At 68.7% G+C, this 26,555-nt stretch carries 18 protein-coding genes; 13 read left to right on the top strand and 5 right to left on the bottom strand.

The features are described 5' to 3' along the window. Positions 1–176: 176 nt before the first annotated feature. The 7 genes from QE363_RS05300 (at position 177) to QE363_RS05270 (ending at position 7,794) form a co-directional block, all read left to right on the top strand. Positions 177–965, top strand: coding sequence for a peptidylprolyl isomerase (locus QE363_RS05300; protein ID WP_309692771.1), 789 nt, complete (start codon positions 177–179; stop codon positions 963–965). Next, positions 962–1,999 (top strand): tRNA preQ1(34) S-adenosylmethionine ribosyltransferase-isomerase QueA, encoded by a 1,038-nt coding sequence (gene queA, locus QE363_RS05295; protein WP_309692768.1) that lies wholly within the window; start codon positions 962–964, stop codon positions 1,997–1,999. The genes QE363_RS05300 and queA overlap by 4 nt, the downstream gene beginning before the upstream one ends. Then, positions 1,996–2,499, top strand: coding sequence for an EF-hand domain-containing protein (locus QE363_RS05290; RefSeq protein ID WP_307102942.1), 504 nt, complete (start codon positions 1,996–1,998; stop codon positions 2,497–2,499). The genes queA and QE363_RS05290 overlap by 4 nt, the downstream gene beginning before the upstream one ends. Next, positions 2,496–3,626 (top strand): tRNA guanosine(34) transglycosylase Tgt, encoded by a 1,131-nt coding sequence (tgt, locus tag QE363_RS05285; protein ID WP_309692765.1) that lies wholly within the window; start codon positions 2,496–2,498, stop codon positions 3,624–3,626. Before QE363_RS05290 ends, tgt begins: the two co-directional genes overlap by 4 nt. A gap of 22 nt (positions 3,627–3,648) precedes the next feature. Continuing rightward, the gene (locus QE363_RS05280; protein ID WP_307102939.1) at positions 3,649–3,861 is read left to right on the top strand and encodes a hypothetical protein; all 213 of its coding nucleotides are present in this window, start codon (positions 3,649–3,651) and stop codon (positions 3,859–3,861) included. A gap of 25 nt (positions 3,862–3,886) precedes the next feature. Next, a complete protein-coding gene (locus QE363_RS05275) occupies positions 3,887–6,727 on the top strand; it encodes a pitrilysin family protein (protein ID WP_309692762.1) in 2,841 nt (946 codons plus the stop codon). A gap of 101 nt (positions 6,728–6,828) precedes the next feature. Beyond that, the gene (locus QE363_RS05270; RefSeq protein WP_309692759.1) at positions 6,829–7,794 is read left to right on the top strand and encodes a cell wall hydrolase; all 966 of its coding nucleotides are present in this window, start codon (positions 6,829–6,831) and stop codon (positions 7,792–7,794) included. 37 nt (positions 7,795–7,831) lie between these two features. Here QE363_RS05270 and QE363_RS05265 read toward each other — a convergent pair whose 3' ends face one another. The 4 genes from QE363_RS05265 to uvrA all read right to left on the bottom strand — a co-directional run bounded on the left by QE363_RS05265 (position 7,832) and on the right by uvrA (position 13,253). Beyond that, positions 7,832–8,155 (bottom strand): hypothetical protein, encoded by a 324-nt coding sequence (locus QE363_RS05265; protein WP_309692755.1) that lies wholly within the window; start codon positions 8,153–8,155, stop codon positions 7,832–7,834. Between the two features lie 140 nt (positions 8,156–8,295). After that, positions 8,296–9,366 carry a type I restriction endonuclease gene (locus QE363_RS05260; protein ID WP_309692751.1) on the bottom strand — a complete coding sequence of 357 codons (1,071 nt, stop codon included), beginning with the start codon at positions 9,364–9,366 and terminating at the stop codon, positions 8,296–8,298. 115 nt (positions 9,367–9,481) lie between these two features. Beyond that, positions 9,482–9,820, bottom strand: coding sequence for a glycine zipper 2TM domain-containing protein (locus tag QE363_RS05255; protein ID WP_309692748.1), 339 nt, complete (start codon positions 9,818–9,820; stop codon positions 9,482–9,484). Between the two features lie 532 nt (positions 9,821–10,352). Continuing rightward, on the bottom strand, positions 10,353–13,253 hold the full coding sequence (gene uvrA, locus QE363_RS05250) for an excinuclease ABC subunit UvrA (RefSeq protein ID WP_309692745.1): 2,901 nt from the start codon (positions 13,251–13,253) through the stop codon (positions 10,353–10,355). A gap of 199 nt (positions 13,254–13,452) precedes the next feature. Here uvrA and QE363_RS05245 point away from each other — a divergent pair, with 199 nt between their 5' ends. The 3 genes from QE363_RS05245 to QE363_RS05235 all read left to right on the top strand — a co-directional run bounded on the left by QE363_RS05245 (position 13,453) and on the right by QE363_RS05235 (position 19,733). Further along, positions 13,453–14,955 (top strand): S10 family serine carboxypeptidase-like protein, encoded by a 1,503-nt coding sequence (locus tag QE363_RS05245; protein ID WP_309692742.1) that lies wholly within the window; start codon positions 13,453–13,455, stop codon positions 14,953–14,955. A 206-nt stretch (positions 14,956–15,161) separates the two neighbouring features. Next, complete coding sequence (locus QE363_RS05240) at positions 15,162–18,479, top strand: DNA methyltransferase (protein WP_309692740.1); 3,318 nt, start codon at positions 15,162–15,164, stop codon at positions 18,477–18,479. A 51-nt stretch (positions 18,480–18,530) separates the two neighbouring features. After that, positions 18,531–19,733, top strand: coding sequence for a Xaa-Pro peptidase family protein (locus QE363_RS05235; RefSeq protein WP_309692737.1), 1,203 nt, complete (start codon positions 18,531–18,533; stop codon positions 19,731–19,733). Between the two features lie 231 nt (positions 19,734–19,964). Here the strand turns inward: QE363_RS05235 and QE363_RS05230 are convergent, their stop codons facing one another. Further along, entirely contained in the window at positions 19,965–20,978 is a 1,014-nt protein-coding gene (locus tag QE363_RS05230) for a 4-hydroxyproline epimerase (protein WP_307102921.1), read from the bottom strand. A 33-nt stretch (positions 20,979–21,011) separates the two neighbouring features. Here QE363_RS05230 and QE363_RS05225 point away from each other — a divergent pair, with 33 nt between their 5' ends. The 3 genes from QE363_RS05225 (at position 21,012) to QE363_RS05215 (ending at position 26,483) form a co-directional block, all read left to right on the top strand. Then, on the top strand, positions 21,012–22,289 hold the full coding sequence (locus tag QE363_RS05225; RefSeq protein WP_309692732.1) for an FAD-binding oxidoreductase: 1,278 nt from the start codon (positions 21,012–21,014) through the stop codon (positions 22,287–22,289). Positions 22,290–22,376: 87 nt separating this feature from the next. After that, on the top strand, positions 22,377–22,619 hold the full coding sequence (locus QE363_RS05220; RefSeq protein ID WP_309692730.1) for a hypothetical protein: 243 nt from the start codon (positions 22,377–22,379) through the stop codon (positions 22,617–22,619). A 477-nt stretch (positions 22,620–23,096) separates the two neighbouring features. After that, positions 23,097–26,483: an AAA family ATPase gene (locus QE363_RS05215; RefSeq protein WP_309692728.1), complete on the top strand. Its 3,387-nt coding sequence runs from the start codon at positions 23,097–23,099 to the stop codon at positions 26,481–26,483. Positions 26,484–26,555 lie beyond the last annotated feature (72 nt).

The raw sequence follows: 26,555 nt of genomic DNA, 5'->3' as shown, positions 1-26,555 counted from the left end.
TGACGGAGGGGGCTCGCCGCAACCGGCATCCTTTGCCGCACACCCCCTCCACCATCGCTTCGCGACGGTCCCCCTCCCCGTGCCGGGGAGGAGTTGATCCTCGAAAAGGTTCAGATTGGCGCAAGGGGCGATTTGCTCTACAGCCTCCCCATTCCTTTCCTTGTCGTAGAGATGTGATGCGCGTTCTCGCCGCTCTTGCCATGATGATGGCCAGCCTGATCGCCGTTCCGGCACAGGCCCAAAGCAGGTCCCAGGCCCAGCCCAAATTCACCACTCCCGCCAAGGCGGCCCAGGTGCTGGAGGACAATGTCACCGGCCGCCCGGCCCCGCCGCCCGTCACCGACAAGGAGAATCTCTGGCTGCTCGACCTGTCGACCGGCGGCCGGGTGACGATCTGGCTGCGTCCCGATGTCGCCCCCAAGATGGTCGAGCGGATCAAGACGCTGACCCGTCGCCACTTCTATGACGGGCTGACCTTCCACCGCGTGATCGACGGCTTCATGGCGCAGGGCGGCGATCCCAAGGGCGACGGCACCGGCGGGTCGGACCTGCCCAACGTGCCCGCCGAGTTCAACTATCTGCCGCATGTCCGCGGATCGGTCGCCGCCGCGCGCGCCGACGACCCCAACAGCGCCAACAGCCAGTTCTACATCGTCTTCCAGCCGCGCTTCTCGCTCGACAAGAAGTATACGGTGTTCGGCCGGGTGATCGACGGCATGCAATATGTCGACAAGATCGAACGGGGCGAGCCGCCCGCGAACCCCAGCCGGATCGTCCACGCCTATGTCGCGGCGGACAATCCCCCGGCCTATGTCCCCGCCCCCGTCGCCGCCCCCAACCTGGGCGCGCCGGTGACGCTGCCTGGTGCGGCCCCCGCGACGAAGCCCGCGCCCCGGCCCGCTCCGGCACGTCGTTCCGCCCCCAAGGCGGCTCCGGCCAAGAAGGCGGCAACGGCCACCAAGTGAACGTAGATCTCTTCGACTTCGCGCTGCCGCCCGAGCGGATCGCGCTTTACCCGGCATCCCCGCGCGATTCGGCGCGGATGCTGGTCCTCGACGGCGACGCCACCCGTGACGAGCGGGTGAGCGACCTGCCCGCCGCGCTGCGCCCCGGCGACCTGCTGGTCTTCAACGACACCCGCGTCATCCCCGCCCAGCTGGAGGGGATACGCGGCGAGGCGAAGATCGGCGCGACGCTGCACAAGCGCGAGGGAACGCGGCGCTGGCGCGCCTTCATCCGCAACGCCAAGCGGCTGCGCGACGGCGACGTCATCGACTTCGGCGCCGGGGTCAGCGCGACCGCGCGCGACCGGGCCGAGGACGGCAGCTTCGCGCTGGACTTTGCCGGGGACGAGCCGGTCGAGCTGTTGCTGGAGCGGGCGGGCACCATGCCCCTGCCCCCCTATATCGCGCAGAAGCGCGGCGTGACCGAGAAGGACGCCGACGACTATCAGACGATGTTTGCCAACGAGCCAGGGGCGGTCGCCGCGCCCACGGCGGCGCTGCACTTCACGCCCGGCCTGCTCAAATCGCTGGCGGCCGCAGGGATCGAACATGCCACGCTGACCCTGCATGTCGGTGCGGGCACCTTCCTGCCGGTCAAGGCCGACGACACCGTCGATCACAAGATGCACGCCGAATGGGGCCGTATCGACGCCGCCACCGCTGACCGGCTGAACGCCGTCAAGGCGCGCGGCGGCCGGGTGATCGCGGTCGGCACCACCTCGCTGCGGCTGATCGAGAGCGCGGCCGGAGAAGACGGCGTGATCCGTCCGTTCGAGGGCGACACCGCCATCTTCATCACGCCGGGCTATCGCTTTCGCGGGATCGACGGGCTGATGACCAATTTCCACCTGCCGCGCTCGACCCTGTTCATGCTGGTCTCGGCACTGATGGGGCTGGATCGGATGCAGGCGGCCTATGCCCATGCGATCGCGCACGCGTATCGCTTCTATTCCTATGGCGACGCCTCGCTGTTGCTGCCGGGGCCGCGCGCATGATCCTGCTGGCGCTGCTGCTCCAGGCGGCGACGCCGATGCCGGGGGCGAACGAGACGGTGACCGTCACCGCGCGCCCCGCGCCCTTCGCCCAGACCCCGGCGACGATGGTGGTCGAGCCGGTGGCGATGATGATCGCCGCCTTCGACGCGGACGGCGACGGAAAGACCACGCGCGAGGAGATGGAGGCGGGGGTCAAGCGATCCTACGACGCCATCGACACCGCGCATCGGGGTTCGATCGGCTATCTCCAGTTCGCCGACTGGGCCGAACGCTGGCTGGGGGACCGCAACGCGCTGCCCAGCCCGTTCGACGTCGACAAGGACAATGACAACCGCATCACCCTGCCCGAGTTGCAGGCGCATTTCTCGCGCCTGTTCTCGCGCTTCGACCGCGACCATGACGGCGCGATCAGCCGCGCCGAGGCGCTGACCATCCGCACCATTCCCGCCGACGCCAATGGCCCCACCGGCCCGCTCGCGCCCCGAGACAGAAGAAAATGACCGCCCGCTTCTCCTTCGCCATCCACGCCACCGACGGCCGCGCCCGCACCGGCACCATCACCATGAAGCGCGGCGAGATCCGCACCCCCGCCTTCATGCCCGTCGGCACCGCCGCCACCGTCAAGGCGATGAAGCCCGGCGACGTGCGCGCCAGCGGGGCGGACATCATCCTGGGCAACACCTATCACCTGATGCTGCGCCCCGGCGCGGAGCGGGTGAACCGGCTGGGGGGGCTGCACGGCTTCATGGGCTGGGACCGGCCGATCCTGACCGATTCGGGCGGCTATCAGGTGATGAGCCTGGCCGACCTGACCAAGCGGTCCGAGGACGGCGTATCGTTCAAGAGCCATCTCGACGGCACCCGCCATATGCTCAGCCCCGAACGCTCGATCGAGATTCAGCGGCTGCTGGGCTCGAACATCGTCATGGCGTTCGACGAACTGGTCCCGACCACCTCCTCGCGCGAGGTTCAGGCCGCCGCGATGGAACGCTCGATGCGCTGGGCCAAGCGAAGCCGCGATGCCTTCGATGCGGGCGGGCAGCATGCCGAGGACAATGCGATCTTCGGCATCCAGCAGGGTGCGCTCAACGAAGGCTTCCGCAAGGCGTCGGCCGACGCGCTGATCGATATCGGGTTCGACGGCTATGCGATCGGCGGCCTGGCGGTCGGCGAGGGGCAGGAGGCGATGTTCGGCTGCCTCGACTTCGCGCCGGGTCAGTTGCCGGTCGAGAAGCCCCGCTATCTGATGGGCGTGGGCAAGCCGACCGACATCGTGGGCGCCGTCGAGCGCGGGGTCGACATGTTCGACTGCGTGCTGCCGACGCGTTCGGGGCGGACGGGGCAGGCCTTCACCCGATCGGGGCCGATCAACATCCGCAATGCGCGGTTCGCCGAGGATCAGGGGCCGCTCGATCCCGCCTGCGGTTGCCCGGTCTGCGCGCAATATAGCCGCGCCTATCTGCATCACCTGGTCCGCGCGGGCGAGATCCTGGGTGCGATGCTGATGACCGAGCATAATATCTGGTTCTATCAGCAGATGATGGCCGATCTGCGCGGCGCGATCGCCGAGGGGCGGCTCACGGCCTTTGCGGACGACTTCCGGGCGCGCTACGCTGCCAAGGAATAAGCTGGTCGAGTAGGAGAGTAACATGACCGATCATACCGAAGACGCCCCCAACGAAATCCTCGCCGCCGCCAAGGAGGCCAAGGAGCATGCCGTCGCCGCGGCCGAAGCCGCCGCCGACTCGGTGAAGGACAAGACGCGCAACTGGCCGCTGGGCAAGATCGGTCTGGGCGTCGGCATCGGATCGGCCGCGATCGCCGCCGCGGTTCTCTACGGCAACCGCAACAAGTCCAAGTAACCCGCACTCCATCAAGAGGGTCTTCATGCGCCTTTTCCGTGCCGCGCTCCTGCTCGGCGTCGCCGCCCTTCCCTCGCTGGCGGGGGCACAGACCGCCGCTGCTCAAGGTGAACAGGGGGCGCGCACGGAAAGCGTGAAGCCGATCGCCTTCACCACGCGCACCTTGCCCAACGGGCTGCGCGTCTATGCCATTCGCGACACGACGACGCCCAATGTCTCGGTCCAGGTCTGGTATGATGTCGGGTCGAAGGACGATCCCAAGGGCCGCTCGGGCTTTGCGCACATGTTCGAGCATCTGATGTTCAAGGCGACGCGCAACCTCGTCCCCGAACAGATGGATCGCCTGACCGAGGATGTCGGCGGCTATAACAACGCCTCCACCGCCGACGACTATACCAATTATTTCGAGGTGGTGCCCGCCAACCACCTGCAACGCCTGCTCTTCGCCGAGGCGGACCGGATGGCCGCGCTGGTGGTCGAGCCCAAGAGCTTCGCCAGCGAGCGCGACGTGGTGAAGGAGGAACTGCGCCAGCGCACCCTCGCCCAGCCTTATGGCAAGCTGTTCTCCATCTATTATCCCAAGCTCGCCTATACCACGCACCCCTATGCGCGGCCGGGCATCGGCAGCCTGGAAGAACTGGAATCGGCGGGCATCGACGATGTCCGCGCCTTCCATGCGACCTATTACCGGCCCGACAATGCCGTGCTGGTCGTGTCGGGCAATTTCGATCCCGCGCAGCTCGACCGCTGGGTCGACCAGTATTTCGCGGGCATCAAGCGCCCCGCCGGTCCGATCCCCCGCGTGACGGTCGCCGAGCCGGCGCGGACGGCGGCGGTGTCGCGCACCGCCTATGACGCCAATGTGCCGCTTCCGGCGGTCCTCATCAGCTATCACATCCCGCCCGAGCGAAGCGCCGACACGCCCGCGCTGATGGTGCTGAACGCGATCCTGTCGGCGGGCGAAAGCTCGCGGCTGTACGAGACCCTGGTGTATCGCGACCAGCTGGCGCAGTCGGCCGCGACCTTCCTCGACACCAAACAGTCGACCGGCAACCTCGTCGCCTATGCGATGATGGCCAGCGGCAAGCCGGTGGCCGAGGGCGAGGCCGCGCTGAAGCGCGAGATCGCCCGCCTGCGCGACCAGCCCGTCAGCGCGACCGAACTGGCCGAGGCGAAGAACGAACTGCTGACCAGCGCGCTCAAGCAGCGCGAGACGGCCGAGGGCAAGGCCAGCCTGATCGCCAACAGCGTCATCGTCGATGGCGATCCCCATGCCGCCGATCGCCAGATCGCCGCGATCCAGACGGTGACCGCCGCCGACATTCAGCGCGTGGCGCGCGCCTATCTGAAGGATCAGCAGAGCGCGACGATCCGCTACCTCCCCGACTCGGACCGCCCGGCCAATGTCCGGGAGATGCCGATCGAACTGGCGCCGACCGTACAGACCGCCGCACTGACCCCGCCCGCCGACATCCCGGTCGTGACCCCGGCCCCCGAGGGGCAGCGCATCCTGCCCCCCGCCCCCGGCGCGCCGATCGCCCCCGTCCTGCCCCAGCCGGTCGAGACGCGGCTGGCCAATGGCGTGCGCGTCGTGACGGTCGAGCGGCACGACCTGCCGCTGGTCACCGCCTCGCTGGTCGCGCTGGGCGGCGCGGCGACCGATCCGACGGGCAAGGCCGGGGCGAGCAGCCTGTCCGCCGAGTTGATGACCAAGGGCACGACGACCCGCTCCGCCACGCAGATCGCGCGCGCGGTCGAAAGCGTCGGCGGATCGATCGCCAGCAGCGCCACCGATGACGGCGCGACGATCGACCTGACCGTCCCCTCGGCGCAGATCGACACCGCGATGACGATCCTGGCCGATGTCGCCACCCACCCGGCCTTTGCCGCCGACGAGATCGAGCGCGCGCGCACCCAGTCGATCGACGGGCTGAACGTGGCGATGAAGAACCCGGCGCAACTGTCCGCGATGGTCGCCGACCGGGTGGTGTACGGCTCGCGCGCCTATGGCCAGCCCCTGTCGGGGACGCCCGCCTCGCTCAAGGCGCTGACCCGCGCCGACCTGACCGCCGCCTATGCGCGCAGCTGGAAGCCGGGACAGGCCACGCTGCTGCTGGTCGGGGACATCACCCCGGCGCGGGCCCGGCAGGTGGCCGAGCGTTATCTGGGCAGCTGGCGCACGCCTGGCGCCTCGGCCGCCGCGCCCCGCCCGGCCGAACCCGCCTTCCCCGCGCCGCGCGTCGTCGTCATCGACATGCCCGATGCCGGACAGGCCGGGGTCGTCGTGGCCCGCCCGGGCATTCGCCGGGCCGACGATCGCTATTATCCGCTGGCAGTCGCCAATACGGTGCTGGGCGGCGGCTTCTCGTCGCGGCTCAACCAGGAAATCCGCATCAAGCGCGGGCTGGCTTACGGCGCGGGCAGTTCGGTGGCGACCGGGCGCGACATCGGCCTGATCTCCGCACGGACCCAAACCAAGAACCCCTCGGCGGCCGAGGTGGTCGAGCTGATCGATGCCGAGATGCGCAAGCTGGGCAGCGAGCCGGTGCCGCCCGCCGAGCTGGCGACGCGGCAGGCGGTGCTGGTCGGCGGCTTCGGCCGGACGGTCGAGACCACCGACGGCATCGCCGACATCCTGGCCAGCTATACGTTGCAGGGCGTGCCGCTGGGCGAGCTCAGCCACTATATCCCGCGCGTCCAAGCGGTCGATCCGGCGGCGGTGCAGGCGACCTCGGCCAGCCTGCTCGATCCCAAGGCGGCGAGCATCGTGGTGGTCGGCGACGCCAGGCAGTTCCTGCCCGCGTTGCGTCAGGCGCATCCGGATGTGGAGGTGATCCCGGCGGCGGCGGTCGATCTATTGCGTTGAGGCCAAATCCTTAACCCCAGGCGTTATAGCGCGCTGAAAAGCCACGGGACGGGAAGGACGGCGGCGCGTTGCGGGTGGCGAGGCGGACAGTAAGGCGGTTGGTGCAGGCATGGTTCGCCATGCTGGGCCTGATGCTGGCCGGGGGGCTGATGCTCGCCGCGCAGGCCGCCTGGCGACGCGGGGACGAGGCCGCGCCCCGGCCGTCTCGCGTGCCGGTCGCGCCCACGCCCATCATGGTGCCGTCGCGCCCCCTCCCCGCCTCCGACGGCAGCACCGGCACCGTCGTGCTGCCCAGCCTGCCCATCCCGCCCGGCGCGGTCTTGGCCGACAGCGGCGTGGTCGCCGCCCAGCCCTTTCGCTGGGGCCGCGCGACCGTCGTGGACCGGGCCCGCGCGATGCAGTGCCTGACCGCCGCCATCTATTACGAAGCGGGTGGCGAGAGCATCGACGGACAACGCGCGGTGGCGCAGGTCGTGCTCAACCGCGCGCGCCATCCCGCCTTTCCCGCCAGCGTCTGCGGCGTCGTCTATCAGGGGGTGGAACAGGCGCATTGCCAGTTCAGCTTCGTCTGCGACGGAGCCCTGTCGCGGACGCCCGCCGTGGCGGGCTGGGCACGCGCGGCGCGGATCGCGGCGGCGGCGCTGGCGGGCAGCGTCTATGCGCCGGTCGGGCTGGCGACCCATTATCACAGCTTCGCGGTCGCCCCCGGCTGGAACCGCGCGATGGTGATGACCGACATGGTCGGCGCGCATCTCTTCCATCGGTGGAAAGGCTATTGGGGCACGGCGGCGGCGATGAACCGCAGCTATGCCGGGGGCGAGGTCGTGCCGGTCCTGCCGTCCGCGCGCAGCGAAGCCCCGGCCGAGCTGGCGATCGCACCGCCGACCATGGCCGCGCCGCCGCTTGCCGCATCCGCGAGCCCGGTCGCGACGCCGCCCCGACCGACGACCGAACCGCCCAGGGCCGCGCCCGCTGGCGATACGATCATCAGCGATCGGCTGGCGACGTCGGGGCAGATCCTCGACAAGTGGAAGGACAGCGGCCGCCCGCTGCCGCCACGCGACTGACCGCGCCCGAAGCGGCGGGCGCGGTCTTGCTCACCGATCAGCGGCGATGGTTGCGGTCATGCTTCTCGAAGCGGACCTGGCGGCTGAGCACCGCATAGCGACGATCGAGATCGTTGCGCTCCGACATGCTCAGGCCCCCGCCCGAGCGGCGATAGCGATTTTCCAGCCGGTCGAGCTGGCGAAGCTCGCCCCGCAGCCGATCCGCCTCGCGACGGTTGAGCGCGCCCGAACGGATACCCTGGTCGATCCGCCCCTGAAGCTGGCCCTGACGCTGGGCGATCGGGGTCCAGCGCTGCGCATCGGCGACGGTCGGAACCGCGATGGTGGCGAACCCCAGGGTCGCGAGGATCATGGCTTTCATAGCGTTACTCCCATAACAAGCGGGCGAATACTGGCCCGATCCGCAATATGGGTGGCGCTGATCCCAAAGCTATCGCAACCACCCCGCGAATATGTCGCCAAGTGTCGCAATTCGTTCGACTTTGTTCATCTTCCCTGGCCTCAGGCCGCCCCCGCCAGCTCACGGATCCGCGCGACGATCGCCTCTTCCAGCCGATAGATGTCGGTCAGCGCCGCGACCGGATGGCGTGTCTCGACCTTGCCCTCGAAGGTGCCGACATAGCGCGTCGTCGGGCTGTTGAAGTGCAGCCGGACCAGCGACTTGCGGTTATTGTCGTCGAGCAGCACCGCGCAATAGGATTTGGAGTCGCGGATCACCACCCGCTCCGGGTCAACATGCCGCGCGGCGATCGCCTGGACGATGCGAAAGCCCGCAATCTCGTCCTCGGTGGTGATGATCCCCGAGCCCTCGGACATATCGTCCGACGCGCCCTCCTCGATCATGTCGGGTATCGGATTGGCGACGTTGAGCGCCGAGGTCAGCCGCTCGTTCACCCGGTCGCGGATCAGCGTCGCGATCGAGTTGGTCAGCGCGGCGTGATATTGCTCCTTCATCGCGGCATTGGCACGGCCGTTATAGAGGCGCGCCATCATCATCCGCACGAAATCCTCCGAGGGGTGGGCGAACTCCTTCTCCAGTTCGATACGCAGCAGCGACTGGAGCTTCAGCCGCCCGGCCTCGGCGATGATCAGGTCGATGTCGAACGACGCCTTGGCGAAGCGTTCGAGGATCGCCGGATCGGTGCGGCGGATGCCATCCATCGTAAAGACGAAGAACGGCTTTTCGTCCATCTTGTTGGGCTGTTCGGTGTCGGAATAGAATTGATAGACGACCCCGTTGGTCAGGATCGCCACCCGCGCCTCGGTCGTGGAAAAATACCGATAGAGTTGCGAGGCGTGTTTCAGGTCGAGTTCGATCGAGGAGGGTTTGCACTCGATCAGGATGGCCAGCTTGCCGTCGATCGCCAGCGCGTAATCGACCTTCTCGCCCTTCTTGATGCCGACATCGGCGGTGAACTCCGGGATCACCTCGGCCGGATTGAACACGTCATAGCCCAGCGCCTGGATGAAGGGCATGACCAGCGCGGTCTTGGCCGCTTCCTCGGTCAGCAGCAATTCACGGTGCTGCGCGGTCCGCTTTTCCAGTTCGACCAGCTTCGTCGCCAAATCCATCGCCATCCCCATGCCTTGATCGGCGACAGCGTAGGCGAGGCGGGTGCGAAAAGGCCGGCCAGTCGCATCCGAAACGGAGGCGACCGACCGGCCCTTAATCGGTCAACGCTTGCGATCAGCGGCAACGGACATTGTTGCGCTCGATCGCACGGCCCGCCAGCGCGCCGCCTGCGGCGCCCAGCAGCGTTCCCAGCGTCTGCGACCCGCCCGAGGTGATCGCCGCGCCCAGCGCGCCGCCCGCGATACCGCCGACGATCAGGCCGGTGGTGCCGTCGTTGCGGCGGCAATAATAGCGACCGTCCTGACCGACATAGACGCGGTCGTTGGCGCCCAGGCGACGCTCGCGATAGCGGCTGTTGTCGACATAATAGCGGTCGGCATAATAGCCGCCATAGGCCGGGTCGGGCCGGTCGTAATCATAGGCGTAGCGCGGGCCGCCATAGCCGCCGCCCAACCCGCCGCCATAGGTCGAACAACCCGAAACCAGCGTCGCGGCCGCAACCAGGCCGGAGTGTCAGTGCACGCATCACATCCTCCCTTATGGGTAATGTGGGGTAATCGCTTTGATGCGACAAAAGTTGCGATATGTTAAATCGGTTTTGCCGCGTGGGGGCGAAGCTGTTTGGAATGTCGGGGCGTGCACTTCGACTTCGCTCAGTGCGAACGGGTTGGGTCGCCAAGCCCTTCCCATCCCCCACACTCCGTTCAGCCTGAGCGAAGTCGAAGGCCAAGGGAAAACCCGTCCCGCTCCCAGTGCGCCAAAGACGCCCCTGCCGGACGAGATGTCCAAGCAAGTCATGCCGCTATCAGCGCCCCCCACCATCCCGGCGAAGGCCGGGATCCAGTTGGGCGGACATTGATGCGTTGCCCTACGCGTCCCGCGACTGGACCCCGGCCTCCGCCGGGGCGGTGCGGAAAGGAGCAAGCAACAGGCTGCCCCCTTCCCCATACCGGCATGGTTTCCCTCCCCATGCCGGGGAGGATCGCTACTCCGCCGCCTGCGCCTGCCCCTTGTCGAGCAGCGGCTTCAGATACTTCCCCGTAAAGCTGCGCGGTTCGGCGGCGACCACCTCGGGCGTGCCGACCGCGACGATTTCGCCGCCCTTGACGCCGCCTTCCGGCCCTAGGTCCACGATCCAGTCGGCGGTCTTGATGACGTCGAGATTATGCTCGATCACCACCACCGTATTGCCCTGCTCGACCAGCGCATGGAGCACTTCGAGCAATTTGCGGACGTCCTCGAAGTGAAGCCCCGTGGTCGGCTCGTCGAGGATATAGAGCGTGTTGCCGGTCGCGCGGCGCGACAATTCCTTGGCCAGCTTCACCCGCTGCGCCTCGCCGCCCGACAGGGTCGTCGCCTGCTGGCCGACCTTCACGTAACCCAGCCCCACCTCGACCAGCATCGCCATCTTGTCGCGGATCGGCGGCACCGCCTGGAAGAATTCGGCGGCATCCTCGACCGTCATGTCGAGCACATCGGCGATCGAGTGGCCCTTGAACTTCACCTCCAGCGTCTCGCGATTGTAGCGCGCGCCGTGGCAGACGTCGCACGTCACATAGACGTCGGGCAGGAAGTGCATCTCGATCTTGAGCACGCCGTCGCCCTGGCATGCCTCGCACCGGCCGCCCTTGACGTTGAAGCTGAAACGGCCGGGCTTGTAGCCCCGCGCCTGCGCCTCGGGCAGCCCGGCGAACCAGTCGCGGATCTGGGTGAAGGCGCCAGTATAGGTCGCCGGGTTCGATCGCGGGGTGCGGCCGATCGGCGACTGGTCGATGTCGATCACCTTGTCGAGATGTTCGAGCCCGCTGATCTTCTCATGCTTGCCCGCCAGGATGCGCGCGCCGTTCAGCGTGCGCGCGGCGGCGGCGTAGAGCGTGTCGATGGTGAAGCTCGACTTGCCCGACCCCGACACGCCAGTGATGCAGGTGAAGGTGCCGAGCGGAATGCTCGCGGTCACGCCCTGCAGGTTGTTGGCCGTCGCCTTGTGCACGGTCAGCTTCTTGCCCGAGCCCTTGCGTCGCTTGGCGGGCACCGCGATCTCGCGCGTACCGTTGAGGTAATCGGCGGTGACGCTGGTCTTGGACTTGAGCAACTGCTTGAGCGTGCCGTGCGCGACGATCTGGCCGCCATGCACGCCCGCCCCCGGCCCCATGTCGATGACATAATCGGCGGTGCGGATCGCATCCTCGTCATGCTCGACCACCAGCACCGTGTTGCCCAGGTCGCGCAACCGCCGCAGCGTCGCCAGCAGCATGTCGTTGTCGCGCTGGTGAAGCCCGATCGACGGCTCGTCCAGCACGTAGAGCACGCCCGACAGGCCCGAGCCGATCTGCGACGCCAGGCGAATCCGCTGGCTCTCGCCGCCCGACAGCGTGCCGCTGGTCCGGTCGAGATTGAGGTAATCCAGCCCGACATTGTTGAGGAAGCCCAGCCGCTCGACGATCTCCTTCAGGATCGGCTGCGCGATGGCGCGCTGCTGGTCGGTCAGATGTTCGGGCAGGCTGGTGAAAAACGCCAGCGCGTCCACCACCGACAGGCGAGTCGCGTAAGAGATGTCCTGCATGGCGATCTTCACCGCCCGCGCCTCGGGCTTCAACCGCGCGCCGTGGCAGACTTCGCAGGGCTGCGACGACTGATAGTTGGACAGTTCCTCGCGCATCCACGCGCTCTCGGTCTGGAGCATCCGGCGGTTGAGGTTGCCGATCACACCCTCGAACGGCTTCTTGACGTCATAGGACTTCTTGCCGTCGATGAAGGTCAGCGTGACCGCCTTGCCCTTGGTGCCGTGCAGGATCACCTCCTGCACCTTGGGGTCGAGGTCCTTCCACGGCGTCTCCAGCGAGAAACCGAACTCGCGCGCGAGGCTGCCCAGCACCTGCATATAATAGGGGCTGGGCGGGTTGGACTTGGCCCAGGGCACGACCGCGCCCTTCTTGATCGACAGCTCGTGATTGGGGACGACCAGATCCTCGTCGAAGATCAGCTTCTCGCCCAGCCCGTCACAGGCCGGGCACGCCCCCTGCGGCGCGTTGAACGAGAAGAGGCGCGGTTCGATCTCGGAGATGGTGAAGCCGGAAATCGGGCAGGCGAATTTCTCCGAGAACACGATGCGGCCATCGGGCGCATTGTCGCCCAGCACCGCCGATTTTGGCGTGTGCGGCTCGACCGGATCGGCGGGATCGACATAGGCAAGCCCGTCGGCCAGCTTCAGCGCGGTCTCGAAACTGTCGGCGAGGCGCGTGGCGATATCCTCGCGCACCACCAGGCGATCGACCACCACCTCGATGTCATGCTTGAACTTCTTGTCGAGCGCCGGCGCCTCGTCGATCTCGTAGAGCTGGCCGTCGATGCGGACGCGGGTGAAGCCCGCCTTCTGCCACTCGGCCATTTCCTTGCGATATTCGCCCTTGCGGCCGCGAACGACGGGCGCGAGCAGGTACAGGCGCGTGCCCTCGGGCAACGTCATCACCCGGTCGACCATCTGGCTGACCGTCTGCGCCGCGATCGGCTCGCCGGTGGCGGGGCTGTAGGGGATGCCGACGCGCGCCCAGAGCAGGCGCATATAGTCGTAGATTTCGGTGACCGTCGCCACGGTCGAGCGCGGATTGCGGCTGGTCGTCTTCTGCTCGATCGAGATGGCGGGCGACAGCCCCTCGATATGGTCGACGTCCGGCTTCTGCATCATCTCCAGGAACTGGCGCGCATAGGCCGACAGCGACTCGACATAGCGGCGCTGCCCCTCGGCATAGATGGTGTCGAACGCGAGCGAAGACTTGCCCGACCCCGACAGGCCGGTGATCACCGTCAGCGTGTCACGGGGAATGTCGATATCGACATCCTTGAGATTGTGCTCGCGCGCGCCGCGGACGGAAATCTTGGTCAGCATGAGGCAGGTTCTACTTCTGTTCCGGAGAGAAGGCCAGAGGCGAGATAGGAAGCGACACGCCCCATTGCGAGGGGCGTTTGGGACGGGCTTGCAGGAACGCCGGAGCTTCGCCCATGATCCCCTTGAAAAGCCGGGGGCTTGGCAATTCCCGCGCTTTGCATGATACACTGTCTCATTTCCGAGGGGGAGCGTTTCCATCTTGTCCAAGACCCTGCACCTGTCCGCCCTGTTGCTGCTGGCCGCCCAGACGACGCCTGCCCTGGCGCAAAAGGCCGAGAAGACCGAGACCAAGACCACCGAGACCAAGGACGACGACAGCAAGCGTCCGCCGCTCCCCGCCGACAGGACGATCACGCAAAGCGCGCGGATCGGTGGCCGGGTCGTCACCTACAAGGCGACCGTGGGCACGATCCCGGTGCGCGACGACAAGGGCAAGGAGATCGGGCAGGTCGTCTATACCGCCTATACCGTGCCCGGCGGCGATGTGCAGCGCCCGGTGACCTTCGCGTTCAACGGCGGGCCGGGCGCGTCGTCGGTCTATCTCAACATGGGCGCGGTGGGCCCCAAGCGCGTCCCCTTCGGCGCGCAGGGCGATGCACCGTCCGACGCGCCGGTCACGACCGACAATCCGAACAGCTGGCTGGACTTTACCGACCTGGTCTTCATCGATCCGATCGGCACCGGCTTCAGCCGCAGCCTGGTGGACGAGGCGGAGACCAAGAAAGCCTTCTACGCCAACGACCCGGACATCAAATATCTCTCCAAGGTCGTCTATGACTGGCTGGTCAAGGAAGGCCGGTTGCGCTCGCCCAAATATGTGATGGGCGAAAGCTATGGCGGCTATCGCGCGCCGCGCATCGCCTACGAGCTTCAGTCGCAGATCGGCGTCGGGGTCAACGGGCTGGTGATGGTATCGCCCTATCTCGACCCCGCCTCGGGCGACGACGCCACCGCGCTGTCGCCGCTGCCCTGGATGATCGACCTGCCCTCGATGGCGGCGGCCCAGCTGGAGCGGCAGGGCAAGCTGACCCCCGAGGCGATGGCGGGCGTCGAGGCCTATGCGCGCGGCGATTATCTCCGCGACCTGATGCGCGGGCGGTCGGACACCCAGGCGGTCGACCGGCTGGTCAGCCGCGTGACCGAGCTGACCGGCCTCGACCCCGCGCTGGTCCGCCGGCTGGGCGGGCGGATCGACACGCGGACGTACTTGCGCGAGATTCACCGCAATGATTCGACGATCGGCAGCATCTACGACTCGAACGTCACCGCCTTCGACCCCTTCCCCTGGTCGTCGCAGCAGCAGTCCAACGACCCGCTGCTCGACTCGCTGATCGCGCCGACGACCAGCGCGATGGTCGATTTCGTGACGCGCGAAGTGGGCTGGAAGACCGACGCGCGCTACCATGCGCTGTCCTATGAGGTGAACAGCGCCTGGGATCGCGGCAAGCCCGACGACACCCCCGTCACCGACCTGCGCAAGGCGATCGCCAACGATCCCAAGATGAAGGTGATGATCGTCCATGGCTGGGACGACCTGTCCTGCCCCTATTTCGCGTCGCGGCTGATCGTCGACCAGATGCCGAGCTATGGCGTGGCGCAGCGGGTGCATCTGAACGTCTATCCGGGCGGGCACATGTTCTACAGCCGCACCGACAGCGGCGCGGCGTTCCGGCGCGATGCGATGGCGATGTACGGGGGATAAGTCTTGCATCGTCACGGACCCATATCCCCACGGCCGTTCGCGCTGAGCGAAGTCGAAGCGTACGCCCGGCGGGTTCCCGATTCCCTTGGCCTTCGACTTCGCTCAGGCTGAACGGAGGCGCGGAATAACCGCCTCCGAAACGGAGGGGACATCGCTCGCCTAATCTCAAATCCTCCCGATGATCCCCATCGGGAGGATTTCGATTCATGGCGAGCCCGGCGGCGATCGAGGCGTTCATTCGGCGCTGGCAGGCGTGCGAAGGCGGGGCGGAGCGCGCCAATTACGCGCTGTTCCTGACCGAGCTGTGCGCGATCCTCGGCGTCGCCCCGCCCGAGCCCGCCCACGCGACCAGCACCCGCAACGACTATGTCTTCGAACGCGCGGTCGTCCTGCCCGGTGACGAGGACCGGCGCGGGCGGATCGACCTCTACAAGCGCGGCTGCTTCGTGCTGGAGGCCAAGCAGAGCCGCGAGGGCCTGGGCGCGAAATCGCTCGCCGCAGAGGGCCCGCTGCTCCCCGGCCTGCTCCCCGATGGGGCGGGCGCCGCGCCCCGGTCGCGGCAATGGGACATATTGATGCGCCGCGCGCGCGAACAGGCCGAGCAATATGCCCGCGCGCTGCCCGTCGATCATGGCTGGCCGCCCTTCCTGATCGTGGTCGATGTCGGTCGGGTGATCGAGCTGTTCGCCGACTTTTCGGGTCAGGGGAAGCATTACAAGCAATTCCCCGACCGCGCCCGCTTCCGCATCGCGCTGGACGATCTGCGCCGCGAGGAGGTGCGCCAGCGGCTGGCGGCGATCTGGGACGCGCCGCATTCGCTCGACCCGACCCGCCATGCCGCCGCCGTCACCCGCGACGTGGCGACTCGGCTGGCCAGCATCTCCAGGCTGCTGGAGGAGCGCGGGCATGAGCCGGAGGGGGTGGCGCTGTTCCTGATGCGCTGTCTGTTCACCATGTTCGCCGAGCATAGCGGACTGCTGCCCGCCGGGGGTTTCGTCACCCTATTATCGGACGCGCGCGAGCGACCCGATGCCTTCGTGCCCTGGATCGAGGATCTGTGGCATTCGATGGACCGGGGCGGCGAGGCCAATGTGCTGCGCTGCGCGGTGCGGCGATTCAATGGCGGGCTGTTCCACACCGCCGACGCCCTGCCCCTCAACCGCGAGGAGATTGGCGAGCTGCTCGCCGCCGCCAGGCGCGACTGGCGCGATGTCGAGCCCGCCATCTTCGGCACGCTGCTCGAACAGGCGCTCGATCCGGCGCAGCGGCGGCGGCTGGGCGCGCATTACACGCCGCGCGCCTATGTCGAGCGGCTGGTGACCGCGACCGTCATCGCCCCCTTGCGCGACGACTGGGCGCAGGTGCTGAGCGCGATGGAGAATGAACGCGCCGACAATCCCCGCGCCGCCGTCCAGCGGGTGCGCGATTTCCACCGGCGGCTGGCGGCGATCCGCGTCCTGGACCCGGCCTGCGGCACCGGCAATTTCCTCTATGTCACGCTCGAGCTGATGAAGCGGCTGGAGGGCGAGGTGCTGGAGGTGCTGGCCGAGCTGTCGGGCGAGGAGATACTGCATCTGGATACCGAGACGGTGCACCCGCGCAATTTCCACGGGATCGAGGTCAACGCCCGCGCCGCCGCCATCGCGCAGCTGGTGCTGTGGCTGGGCTATATACGCTGGCAGTTGCGCAATGGCGGGCAGGTGTCCGACCCGGTGCTGGAGGATGTCCAGTCGATCGTCACCGCCGACGCGCTGCTCACCCCCTCGGGCCAGCGGACACCCTGGCCGGAGGCGGAGTTCATCGTCGGCAACCCGCCCTTCATCGGCGGCAAGGACCTGCGCGGGCGCTTGCCCGAGGGCATGGCGGAGGCGCTGTGGCGCGCCTATCCCAAGATGCCGCGCGCCGCCGATTACGTCCTCTATTGGTGGGACCGCGCCGCGCAGGCGCTGGCGGCGCGGGATACGCCGCTGATCCGCTTCGGCTTCGTCACGACCAATTCGATCACCCAGACCTTCGGCCGCCGGGTCATCGCCCGCGCGCTGGAGGGTACGCCGCCGCTGTCGATCCTGCTGGCCATCCCCGACCATCCCTGGACCAAGGCGACGCCCGATGCCGCGATGGTGCGGATCGCGATGACGGTCATGGGGCGCGGCACGGTCGACGGCCGACGCCTGCACATCGCCGAAGAGAGCGGGCTGGACAGCGACACGCCTGACATCCGCTTCGCCGAGACGGTCGGGCGGATCAATGCGGACCTGTCGGTGGGAACGGACGTGACCCAGGCCCGGCCGTTGCTCGCAAACCAATGGCTATGTTCGCCCGGCGTGAAACTCCATGGTGCGGGCTTCATCGTGTCACCGGCCGAGGCGGAAATGCTGGGGCTCGGCCGCCGCGAGGGGCTGGAACGGCATATCCGTCCCTATTGCCACGGCCGCGACCTGACCGCGCGGACGCGCGGGGCCATGGTGATCGACCTGCTCGGCCTGTCCGAAGCCGAGGTGCGCCAGCGCTTTCCCGAGGTCTATGGCCATGTGCTGCGAAGCGTGAAGCCCGAGCGCGACGGCAATGCACGGGCGACCTATCGCAACCAATGGTGGCTGTTCGGCGAACCCCGCCGCGAGTTGCGCCCCGCGCTCGACGGCCTGTCGCGCTATATCGCGACCGTCGAGACGGCCAAGCATCGCATCTTCCAGTTCCTGCCCGCCGACACCCTGCCCGACAACAAGCTGATCTGCATTGCCACGGCAGACAGCGACGTCCTGGGTATCCTGCAATCCTCGACCCATGAGGCATGGTATCTCGCGAACGCAGGCATGCTGGGGGTCTATAACCAGCCTGCGGTCTACGTGAAGACGACGAGTTTCGACCCCTTCCCCTTTCCCGATGCCAGCGACCCCGCCCGCCGGGTCATCGCCGACCTCGCCGAGGAACTCGACGCCACGCGCAAGCGCATCCTGGCCGAGACGACCGACCTGACCCTGACCGGCCTGTACAATCTGCGCCACCGGCTGGTCGCAGGGGACAGGCTGACCGCCGGGGACGAAGCGCTTCGCCGCCGGGGATCGGTCGACCTGATCGCGCGGCTGCACGACCAGATCGATGCCGCCGTCATCGCCGCCTATGGCTGGCCCGCCGCGATCCCGGCGGCGGAGATGGTCGCGCGGCTGGTCGCGCTCAACGCGCAGCGCCGGGTGGACGAGCGCGCCGGCCATGTCCTGTGGCTGCGCCCCGACTTCCAGAGCCGCCGCGCGGGCGCGACCCCGCTCGGCCCGACCGAACGCGCGCTGCCGCTCGCCGAGCCCGCCCCGGCCAAGCCCAGCTTTCCACGCGACCTTGGCGGACGGATCGCCAGCGTCTTCGCGCTGCTCGGCACCGACCGCCCCTTGTCCGCCGCCGCCATCGCCCGGCATTTCGCGCAGGGCCGCCAGGTCGAGCGCGCGGTCGTCGCCGCGCTTCAGGGCGCGGTGCGGCTGGGCTATGTCGCGCAGGGGCCGGAGGGCTATCGCCTGCGCCGGGTGGCATGAGCCGCCGATCCACGCTAGAGCCGCAACCGTATACGAAACGGAGCGAGTGACATGGCAGGGATGATCGGCGGATCGACGGCGGAGCGCGAACTGGCGGAGCTGTCGCCCTGGGCCAACCCCGCGCCGCCGATCGATGCCGCCGAACGCGCCCGCCGGATCGCGCGCGCCCGCGCGCTGATGGCCGAGACGGGCGCCGATGCGCTGCTGATCGGCGCGGGGGCGTCCTTGCGCTACTTCACCGGCGTCGCGTGGGGTGCGACCGAGCGGCTGGTCGCGATGCTGCTTCCCGTCGCGGGCGATCCGATCTTCATCTGCCCCGGCTTCGAGCTGGGCTCGTTCGAGGCGAGCCTCGCCATCCCCGCCACCGACATCCGCCTGTGGGAAGAGGATGAAAGCCCCTCCGCGCTGGTCGCCGATGCGCTGGCGGCGATGGGCGCCAGGACGCTCGCCATCGATCCCGCCATGGCGTTCCTGTTCGTCGACCGGATCCGCGCCGCCGCGCCCGGCGTCACGCTGGTCAGCGGCGCGGCGGTCGTCGATGGCTGTCGGATGATCAAGTCGCCCGCCGAGATCGCGCTCATGCAGCAGGCGATGGACATGACGCTGGAGGTGCATCGCCGCGCCGCGCGCATCCTGCACGAGGGCATTCGCGCGTCGGAGGTGATCCGCTTCATCGACGCCGCGCACCGCGCGCTGGGCGCATCGACCGGCAATTATTTCTGTGCGGTGCAGTTCGGCCGCTCGACCGCCTTCCCGCATGGCCTGCCGCAGGACGACGTGCTGCGCGACGGCGACGTGGTGCTGGTCGACACCGGCACGCTGATCGACGGCTATCATAGCGACATCACCCGCACCTATGCGTTCGGGGATGTCGGCGATGAGGTCCGCCGCATCTGGGACATCGAGAAGGAGGCCCAGGCCGCCGCCTTCGCCGCCGTCCGGCCTGGCGAACCGTGCGAGGCGGTCGACTATGCTGCCCGCGCGGTGCTGGAGCGCGCGGGGCTGGGTCCCGACTATCGCCTGCCCGGCCTGCCGCACCGCACGGGCCACGGCATCGGCCTGTCGATCCACGAGCCTGCCTATCTGGTGCGCGGCGACCGGACGCCGCTGAGCCCCGGCATGTGCTTTTCCAACGAACCGATGATCGTCGTGCCGGATCGCTTCGGCGTGCGGCTGGAGGATCATTTCTACGTCACCGAGACGGGTGCAGCCTGGTTCACCCAGCCGCAGCCCGCAATCGACGACCTGGGGTGAGGCGTGACCCCGGCTGAGGCCGGGATTGGTTCACGCGAAGACGCGAAGGATTTTGTTCGCGCGGAGACGCGGAGGCGCGGAGATGGTCGCCCGCGCGGCAGCGCTTTGGAATCAGCAACGGATGGAGATTGGAGGGCCGCTGACGCGGCGAGTCCCTCCACCTCCGCGTCTCCGCGCCTCCGCGCGAACCTCTTCTTCTTCGCGCCCTCGCGTCTTCGCGTGAAAATCGCCTCAGACGACGGTGAACCCGGCCCAGAACGGGTCCTCGCGATCGATCCAGATCGTGTTGAACCCCGTCGCCACCGCCGAGCCCTGGATCGACGGCACGATCGCCGCCTGCCCGCCGAGTTCGGTCGCTTCCTCGACCCGGCCGATGAAGCGGCTGCGGATATAGCTTTCGTGGACGAAGCGGTCGCCGACGCGCAAGCGCCCCTTGGCCGCCAGATGCGCCAACCGCGCCGAGGTGCCGGTGCCGCACGGGGAACGGTCGATCGCGCGTTCGCCATAGAAGACCGCGTTGCGCCCATCGGCATCCTCCGCCGAGGGCTTGTCCGCCCAGAGCACATGGCTGACCCCCCGGATGGAGGGTTCGAGCGGATGCACCGGCTCGAACTTCTCGCGCACCAGTTCGCGGATCGTGCGGCTCAACTCGACCAGCTTCGACGCGCCCAGATCGTCCAGCCCGGTATAGGCCCCCTGCGGCTCGACGATGGCGTAATAATTGCCGCCATAGGCGACATCCAGCGTCAGCGGGCCGAAGCCCGGCACGTCGATTTCAATGCCCTCGGCCGCCAGATAGGCGGGGACGTTGCGGATGCGGACCGCCGTGACCTTGGCGCCTTCCTTCTCATATTCGATATGGATGGTGCCCGCCGGCACCTCGACCTTCAGCTTGCCCGGCTCGCGCGGGGTGATGAGGCCGTTTTCCAAGCCGAAGGTGATCATGCCGATCGTACCGTGCCCGCACATGGGCAGGCAGCCGCTCGTCTCGATGAACAGGATCGCCGCGTCGCTGTCGGGCTCGCACGGCGGATAGAGGAAGCCGCCCGACATCATGTCATGCCCGCGCGGCTCGAAGCACAGGCCGGTGCGGATCCAGTCGAAGCGTTCCAGAAAGTCCAGCCGCCGCTCGGCCATGCTGCTCCCGCGCAACAGCGGCGCACCGCCCGCGACCAGCCGGACCGGATTGCCCGCAGTATGGCCGTCGATACAGAAAAAGGTGTGGCGGATGGTCGGTGACGTCATCGGGATTCCCTTGCTAGGAAATCCGTATACGATATGACCCGACTTATGCCCAAGCCCGAAAATCACGCCGCCGCCCCGCAAGATCGCACCGCCCTGATCGTCGGGGGAGGCGTCATCGGGACCACCACCGCGCTGGCGCTGCAATGGGCCGGATGGGCGGTGACGCTGGTCGAGGCGGAGGAGACCCCGCGCGCCGCCTCCTGGGGCAATGCGGGCCATATCGCGACCGAGCAGGCCGAACCGATCGCCTCGCCCGCAATGGTGCGCGGCTTTGCCAGACGGCTGTTCTTTCGCGGCGGCGCGCTGGCGCTGCCCCCGCGCGAGATCGCGACCTGGCTGCCCTTCGCGCTGCGGTTGCTGGGCGCGGCGCGGGCGGATCGCTATAAGCGGGCGCATGGCGCGCTTGCCGCTCTGCTGGCACAGGCCATGCCCGCCTGGCGGCGTCATGTCGCGGCGCTGGGCGCGCCCGAACTGCTGCGCGAGGACGGTCATGTCGTGCTGTGGGAAACCCCCGAAAGCGCCGCGCGCGGGCTTGCCGGGTGGCAGGCGGCGGACACCGGCACCGCGCGCTTCCGCGCCCTGACCGAGTCGGAGTTGCAGGACTGGCGCACCCGCGTCCACGCCCCGCTCGCGGGCGGCATCCGCTTCGAGGGGAGCGGCCAGATCGCCGACCCGACCCATCTTGCCGAAGCCACCCTCGCCCGCTTCCTGGCGGACGGCGGCACGCGCATCGTGGGACGGGTGGCAGCGGTCGGTGACGGCGAGGCGCGGCTCGAAGACGGCCGCCGCCTGTCGGCGGCGCAGATCGTCGTGACGGCAGGCGTGGCGAGCGCGGCGCTGCTCCGACCGTTCGGGCTCAAGGCCCCGATCATCGCCGAGCGCGGCTATCACCTCCAGGCCGGCCCGGCGGTCGACTGGCCCGCCGACCTGCCCCCGGTGGTGTTCGAGGACCGCTCGATGATCGTCACCCGCTTCGCCGGTGGCCTTCGCGCCGCCAGCATCGTCGAGTTCGCCCGCGCCCAGGCCAAGCCCGACCCCGCCAAGTGGAACCGCCTGCGCCGCCACATCGCCGCGCTGGGCCTGCCGATCGGCGAGGACGCCAAACCCTGGATGGGCGCGCGGCCGACCCTGCCGGATTACTTGCCAGCGATCGGGCGGGTGCCGGGGACGACGGGCGTGTCCTATGCCTTCGGGCACAACCATCTGGGCCTGACCCTCGCGCCGATTACGGGCGAGTTGGTGGCGGCGATGCTGGATGGAAAGGCGTCACCCGTGCCTCTGGAACCGTTCGGATTGGCGCGGTTCGGGTGATCCGGAAACGACATGCACCGGCGCGAATGACGGAAACTGGTGGGAAGCCGACGTTGTATGATGTCGGGCTCCCACTAAGTTCGCGGCATGATCTGCAACATCATCGACAGGCGAACGAGGCCGTATCGCTGGCGCGAGGTTAACGCCATCATCGAGGCGACTTCGCATGACAATGCCTGCGAGGATGCGGACCAACAGCGACCAACCGATCACGATCTGACCTACGACCAGCGTGAGAATGTCACTGTCGCGGAAGCGATCGCGTGGGCCAACGAAGAGGTGTGTCCGGTGACGCTATACCTCTACGATAAGGGTACCGGGACGACCTGACCAATGCCCTTTTGGGGTAAAAGTGGTCGATTGGCCCCGACTACTTCGATTGGCTCATAATTCTAGAGAACTGGTGCTCATCAAATAGCTCGACAGTGGCCAACTTCGGCCCCTCGTTCCAGATTGAGACCCAATTATCTGGGTGAATGTCGATCGAGTGCGGGTAGCCGTCCTGAAGGATCACAAGGGCTTCGCCTTTTGGCGGAACCTCATACTGGTCGCAAAGTGGCTCGACGAAGATCGTCAACGGTGTTTCGAGATAATTGCGGATAGGCAATCGCAAAGGGCTGCTCCATCATTCCAATGCCTCATGCTGGATCATCCCAAGAATGTCGGCAAGTGGGCGACATCCCCCATTCCTGGCCAGGAAACCCCAACCACGCCGCGAGCGTCTCCACCACGCCTCCCCCCTCGACATCCCGCCCCCATCCGCTATCGGTTAACCACAGCGCATCGGGGGGAGCGGCGACCGGGTCCGTGCAGATCAAGCGGCTTCGCATTTCGGGTTTCAAGAGCTTCGTCGATCCGGCCGATCTGGTCATCGAACCGGGGCTGACCGGCGTTGTCGGGCCCAATGGCTGCGGCAAGTCGAACCTGCTCGAAGCGCTGCGCTGGACGATGGGGGAGAACAGCGCGCGGTCGATGCGCGGTGCGGGGATGGAAGACGTCATCTTCGCGGGCACCGCCAGCCGCCCGCCGCGCGACTTCGCCGAGGTCACGATCCTGGCCGAGCGTGAGGGCGAGGAGACCGAGATCGTCCGCCGGATCGAACGCGGCGCGGGCTCGGCCTACCGGATCGACGGGCGCGACGTGCGCGCCAAGGACGTGGCGCTGCTGTTCGCCGATGCCGCAACCGGCGCGCATTCGCCAGCCCTCGTCAGCCAGAACCGGATCGGCGCGGTCATCGCCGCCAAGCCCGCCGAGCGCCGCGCGATGCTGGAGGAAGCCGCCGGGATCGCCGGGCTCCACGTCCGCCGCCGCGATGCGGAGGCCAAGCTGCGCGCGACCGAGGCCAATCTCACCCGGCTGGACGAGGCGATCGCCGACCAAGATGCCCGCATCGCGACCCTTCGGCGACAGGCGCGCGCGGCGGAGCGCTATCGCCTGATCTCCGACCAGATCCGCATGGCCGAGGCGCGGATGATCTTCGCCCGATGGCGCGACGCCGCCGATGCCGCCGCGTCCGCCCGGATCGAGGCCGACGCCGCCGAACGCCGCGTGACCGAGACGAGCCAGGCCGAGCGGGTCGCCGCCGGGGCGCAGGAGCAGGCGGTGGCGTTGGCCGCGCGGACCCGTGCCGCCGCGCTGGCGGCGCGCGATGCGTTGAGCGAGGCGGGCCATGCCCTGTCTCGCGCCCGCGACCAGCGTCACGGGCTGCAACGCCGGATCGAGGAACTGGCATCCTCGCGCACCCGCGTCGGCGAGGATCGCGCGCGCGAGGATGCGCTGGCGCATGACGCCGCCGCCGCCATCCAGCGGCTGACCGACGAGCGCGAGGACCTGGACGCGCGCATCGCCCATGCGACCCAGGCCATGCCCCGGCTCGACACGCTGCTGGCCGAGGCGGAGAGCAAGAATCGCGATGCCGAGGTGGCGCTGGCGCGGGCCCTGTCCGCCCAGGCCGCCGAAGCCGCCGAACGCCGCATCGCCGAGGCCGGGCTGAGCTCCGCGCGGGCGCGCCACGAACGCGCCGAGCGCGAGGCGCGCGGGGTCGCCGCCGCGATCGAGGCGCTGCCCGACCTGGCCGGGCAGGAGGCGGTGCGCGATGCCGCCATCGCCGCCCAGGCCGCCGCGCGCACCGATGCCGACAAGGCGCGCGCCGCCTCGCAATGGGCCGAGGAGAGCGAGGCCATGGCCACCGCCGAACGCGATCCCGCCGAGGCGGCGCGCGCGCAGGCGATCGCCGCGCTGGCCGCGCTGGAGGCCGAGATGACCGCGCTGACCCGCGCGACCGAGCGCAAGGGCGGCGACCGCCTGCTGGACGAGGTGCAGGCCGATCCGGGGTTCGAGCGCGCGCTGGCGGCGGCGCTGGGCGACGAGCTGGATACGCCGCTGGTCGACTGGCAGGGATCGCCCATCGCCGAGGACGATCCCCCCGCCCCGGTCGGCACGCTGCCGCTGGGCGCGCGGATCCAGGCGCCCGAGACGCTGGCACGGCGGCTGTCGCAGATCTTTCTGGTCGAGGCGGATTCGGGCCAGCCGCTCCGTGTCGGCCAGCGGCTGGTCACGCGCGAGGGGCGGCTGCGGCGCTGGGACGGCTATGTCGGCGAGGGCGGCGGCGCGGCGGCGGCGGAGCGGATGGAACGCCGCAACCGGCTGGCGAAGCTGGAGGCGGAGCGTCCGGCGGCCGAAAGCGCGGTCGCCGCCGCCACCGCCGCGCGAGTCACGATCGACGAGCGGATCGCGCGTGCACGGGGTGCCGCCGCCAGCGCCCGCACGCTGCTCGCCCAGGCCGAGGCCGCGCATCGCGAGGCGCAGCGGGCCGAGGACCGGGCGCAGGCGCAGATCGAGCGCCTGTCCGGACAGCGCGCCGATCTCGCCATCCGCGCCGAACGGATCGCCAACGAGATGGACGAGGCGGCGGTCGAATGCGACCGCGCCGCCGCCGCGCTCGCCGCCCTGCCCGACGGCAGCGCGAGCGCGGCGGAGACGGCGCGGCTCCAGACCGAGACGCAGCTCGCCCGCTCGGCGGTGGCGCTGGCGCGGTCGGAGCGGACTACGCTGGAACGCAGCCTGGCGCAGACCCGCGACCGGCTGGCCGCCGCCATTGCCGAGGCACAGGGCTGGGAACAGCGCGCGGGTCAGGCGGCGGGGCGGATCGCCGAGATGGATGCCCGCGCCGCCACGCTGGACCGCGATACCGCCGCCATCGCCGATCGCCCGGCGCAGCTGGCCGAGGAGATCGCCACGCTCGCCGCCGCGCATGACGCCGCCAAGGCGGAGGCGGAGCGGACGCAGGCGGAGGAAGCCGAAGCCGAACGCGCGCTGCGTGCGGCGGAGGCCGCGCATGCCGGGGCCAACGCCCTGCTGTCGGCGGCGCGGGAAGCGCGGGCGGGCGCGCTGGCGCGGGTCGAGAATCACGAATTGCGCCGGGTCGAGCTGGGCCGCGTCTCGGGCGAGCGCTTCGCCTGCCCCGCGCCGGTGCTGCCGGAGAAGCTGGGGTTCGAGAGCGCGGGCGTCGGCTCGCCCCAGGCCGAGGGAGCCGCGCACGAGAAGCTGTCCGCCGATCGCGAGCGGATCGGTCCGGTCAACCTCGTCGCCGAACAGGAACTGGCCGAACTCGAGGCCAGCGGCGCGGCGAGCGCAGCCGAGCGCGAGGATCTGGTCCAGGCGGTGGCGCGGCTGCGCGGTTCGATCGGGCTGCTCAACCGCGAGGGGCGGCAGCGACTGCTCGAGGCGTTCGAGGCGGTCAACGGGCATTTCCAGACCCTGTTCGCGACTCTGTTCGACGGCGGCTCGGCGCATCTGGCGCTGGTCGATTCGGACGATCCGCTGGAGGCGGGGCTGGAGATCATGGCGCAGCCGCCGGGCAAGCGGCTCCAGTCGCTGACCCTGTTGTCGGGGGGCGAACAGGCGCTGACGGCGGTGGCGCTGATCTTCGGGCTGTTCCTGACCAACCCCGCGCCGATCTGCGTGCTGGACGAGGTCGACGCGCCGCTGGACGATGCCAATATCGACCGTTTCTGCGGGCTGCTCGACCGAATGACGCGCGAGACGGACACGCGATATCTGATCGTGACACACAATGCGGTGACGATGAGCCGGATGCACCGGCTGTTCGGCGTGACGATGATCGAACGCGGGGTCAGCCGGTTGGTGTCGGTGGATTTGCAGGCGGCGGAGACGTTGCTGGCGGCGGAGTGAGGCCGTCCTTGCAGTTCCTATAACGTCACCCCGGCGAAGGCCGGGATCCAGTTGCTATGTGTCATCGAAGGC

This window comes from Sphingomonas sp. SORGH_AS_0870, assembly GCF_031453175.1.
In the GTDB taxonomy this organism is placed as follows: domain Bacteria; phylum Pseudomonadota; class Alphaproteobacteria; order Sphingomonadales; family Sphingomonadaceae; genus Sphingomonas.
This window is presented reverse-complemented; position numbering and strand designations above follow the sequence as displayed.

Coding starts and splice junctions, on each gene's coding strand:
- QE363_RS05300 (WP_309692771.1), top strand. CDS start 177: ATGCGCGTTCTCGCCGCTCTTGCCATGATGATGGCCAGCCTGATCGCC.
- QE363_RS05290 (WP_307102942.1), top strand. CDS start 1,996: ATGATCCTGCTGGCGCTGCTGCTCCAGGCGGCGACGCCGATGCCGGGG.
- tgt (WP_309692765.1), top strand. CDS start 2,496: ATGACCGCCCGCTTCTCCTTCGCCATCCACGCCACCGACGGCCGCGCC.
- QE363_RS05280 (WP_307102939.1), top strand. CDS start 3,649: ATGACCGATCATACCGAAGACGCCCCCAACGAAATCCTCGCCGCCGCC.
- QE363_RS05275 (WP_309692762.1), top strand. CDS start 3,887: ATGCGCCTTTTCCGTGCCGCGCTCCTGCTCGGCGTCGCCGCCCTTCCC.
- QE363_RS05265 (WP_309692755.1), bottom strand. CDS start 8,155: ATGAAAGCCATGATCCTCGCGACCCTGGGGTTCGCCACCATCGCGGTT.
- QE363_RS05260 (WP_309692751.1), bottom strand. CDS start 9,366: ATGGATTTGGCGACGAAGCTGGTCGAACTGGAAAAGCGGACCGCGCAG.
- uvrA (WP_309692745.1), bottom strand. CDS start 13,253: ATGCTGACCAAGATTTCCGTCCGCGGCGCGCGCGAGCACAATCTCAAG.
- QE363_RS05240 (WP_309692740.1), top strand. CDS start 15,162: ATGGCGAGCCCGGCGGCGATCGAGGCGTTCATTCGGCGCTGGCAGGCG.
- QE363_RS05235 (WP_309692737.1), top strand. CDS start 18,531: ATGGCAGGGATGATCGGCGGATCGACGGCGGAGCGCGAACTGGCGGAG.
- QE363_RS05230 (WP_307102921.1), bottom strand. CDS start 20,978: ATGACGTCACCGACCATCCGCCACACCTTTTTCTGTATCGACGGCCAT.
- QE363_RS05225 (WP_309692732.1), top strand. CDS start 21,012: ATGACCCGACTTATGCCCAAGCCCGAAAATCACGCCGCCGCCCCGCAA.
- QE363_RS05220 (WP_309692730.1), top strand. CDS start 22,377: ATGATCTGCAACATCATCGACAGGCGAACGAGGCCGTATCGCTGGCGC.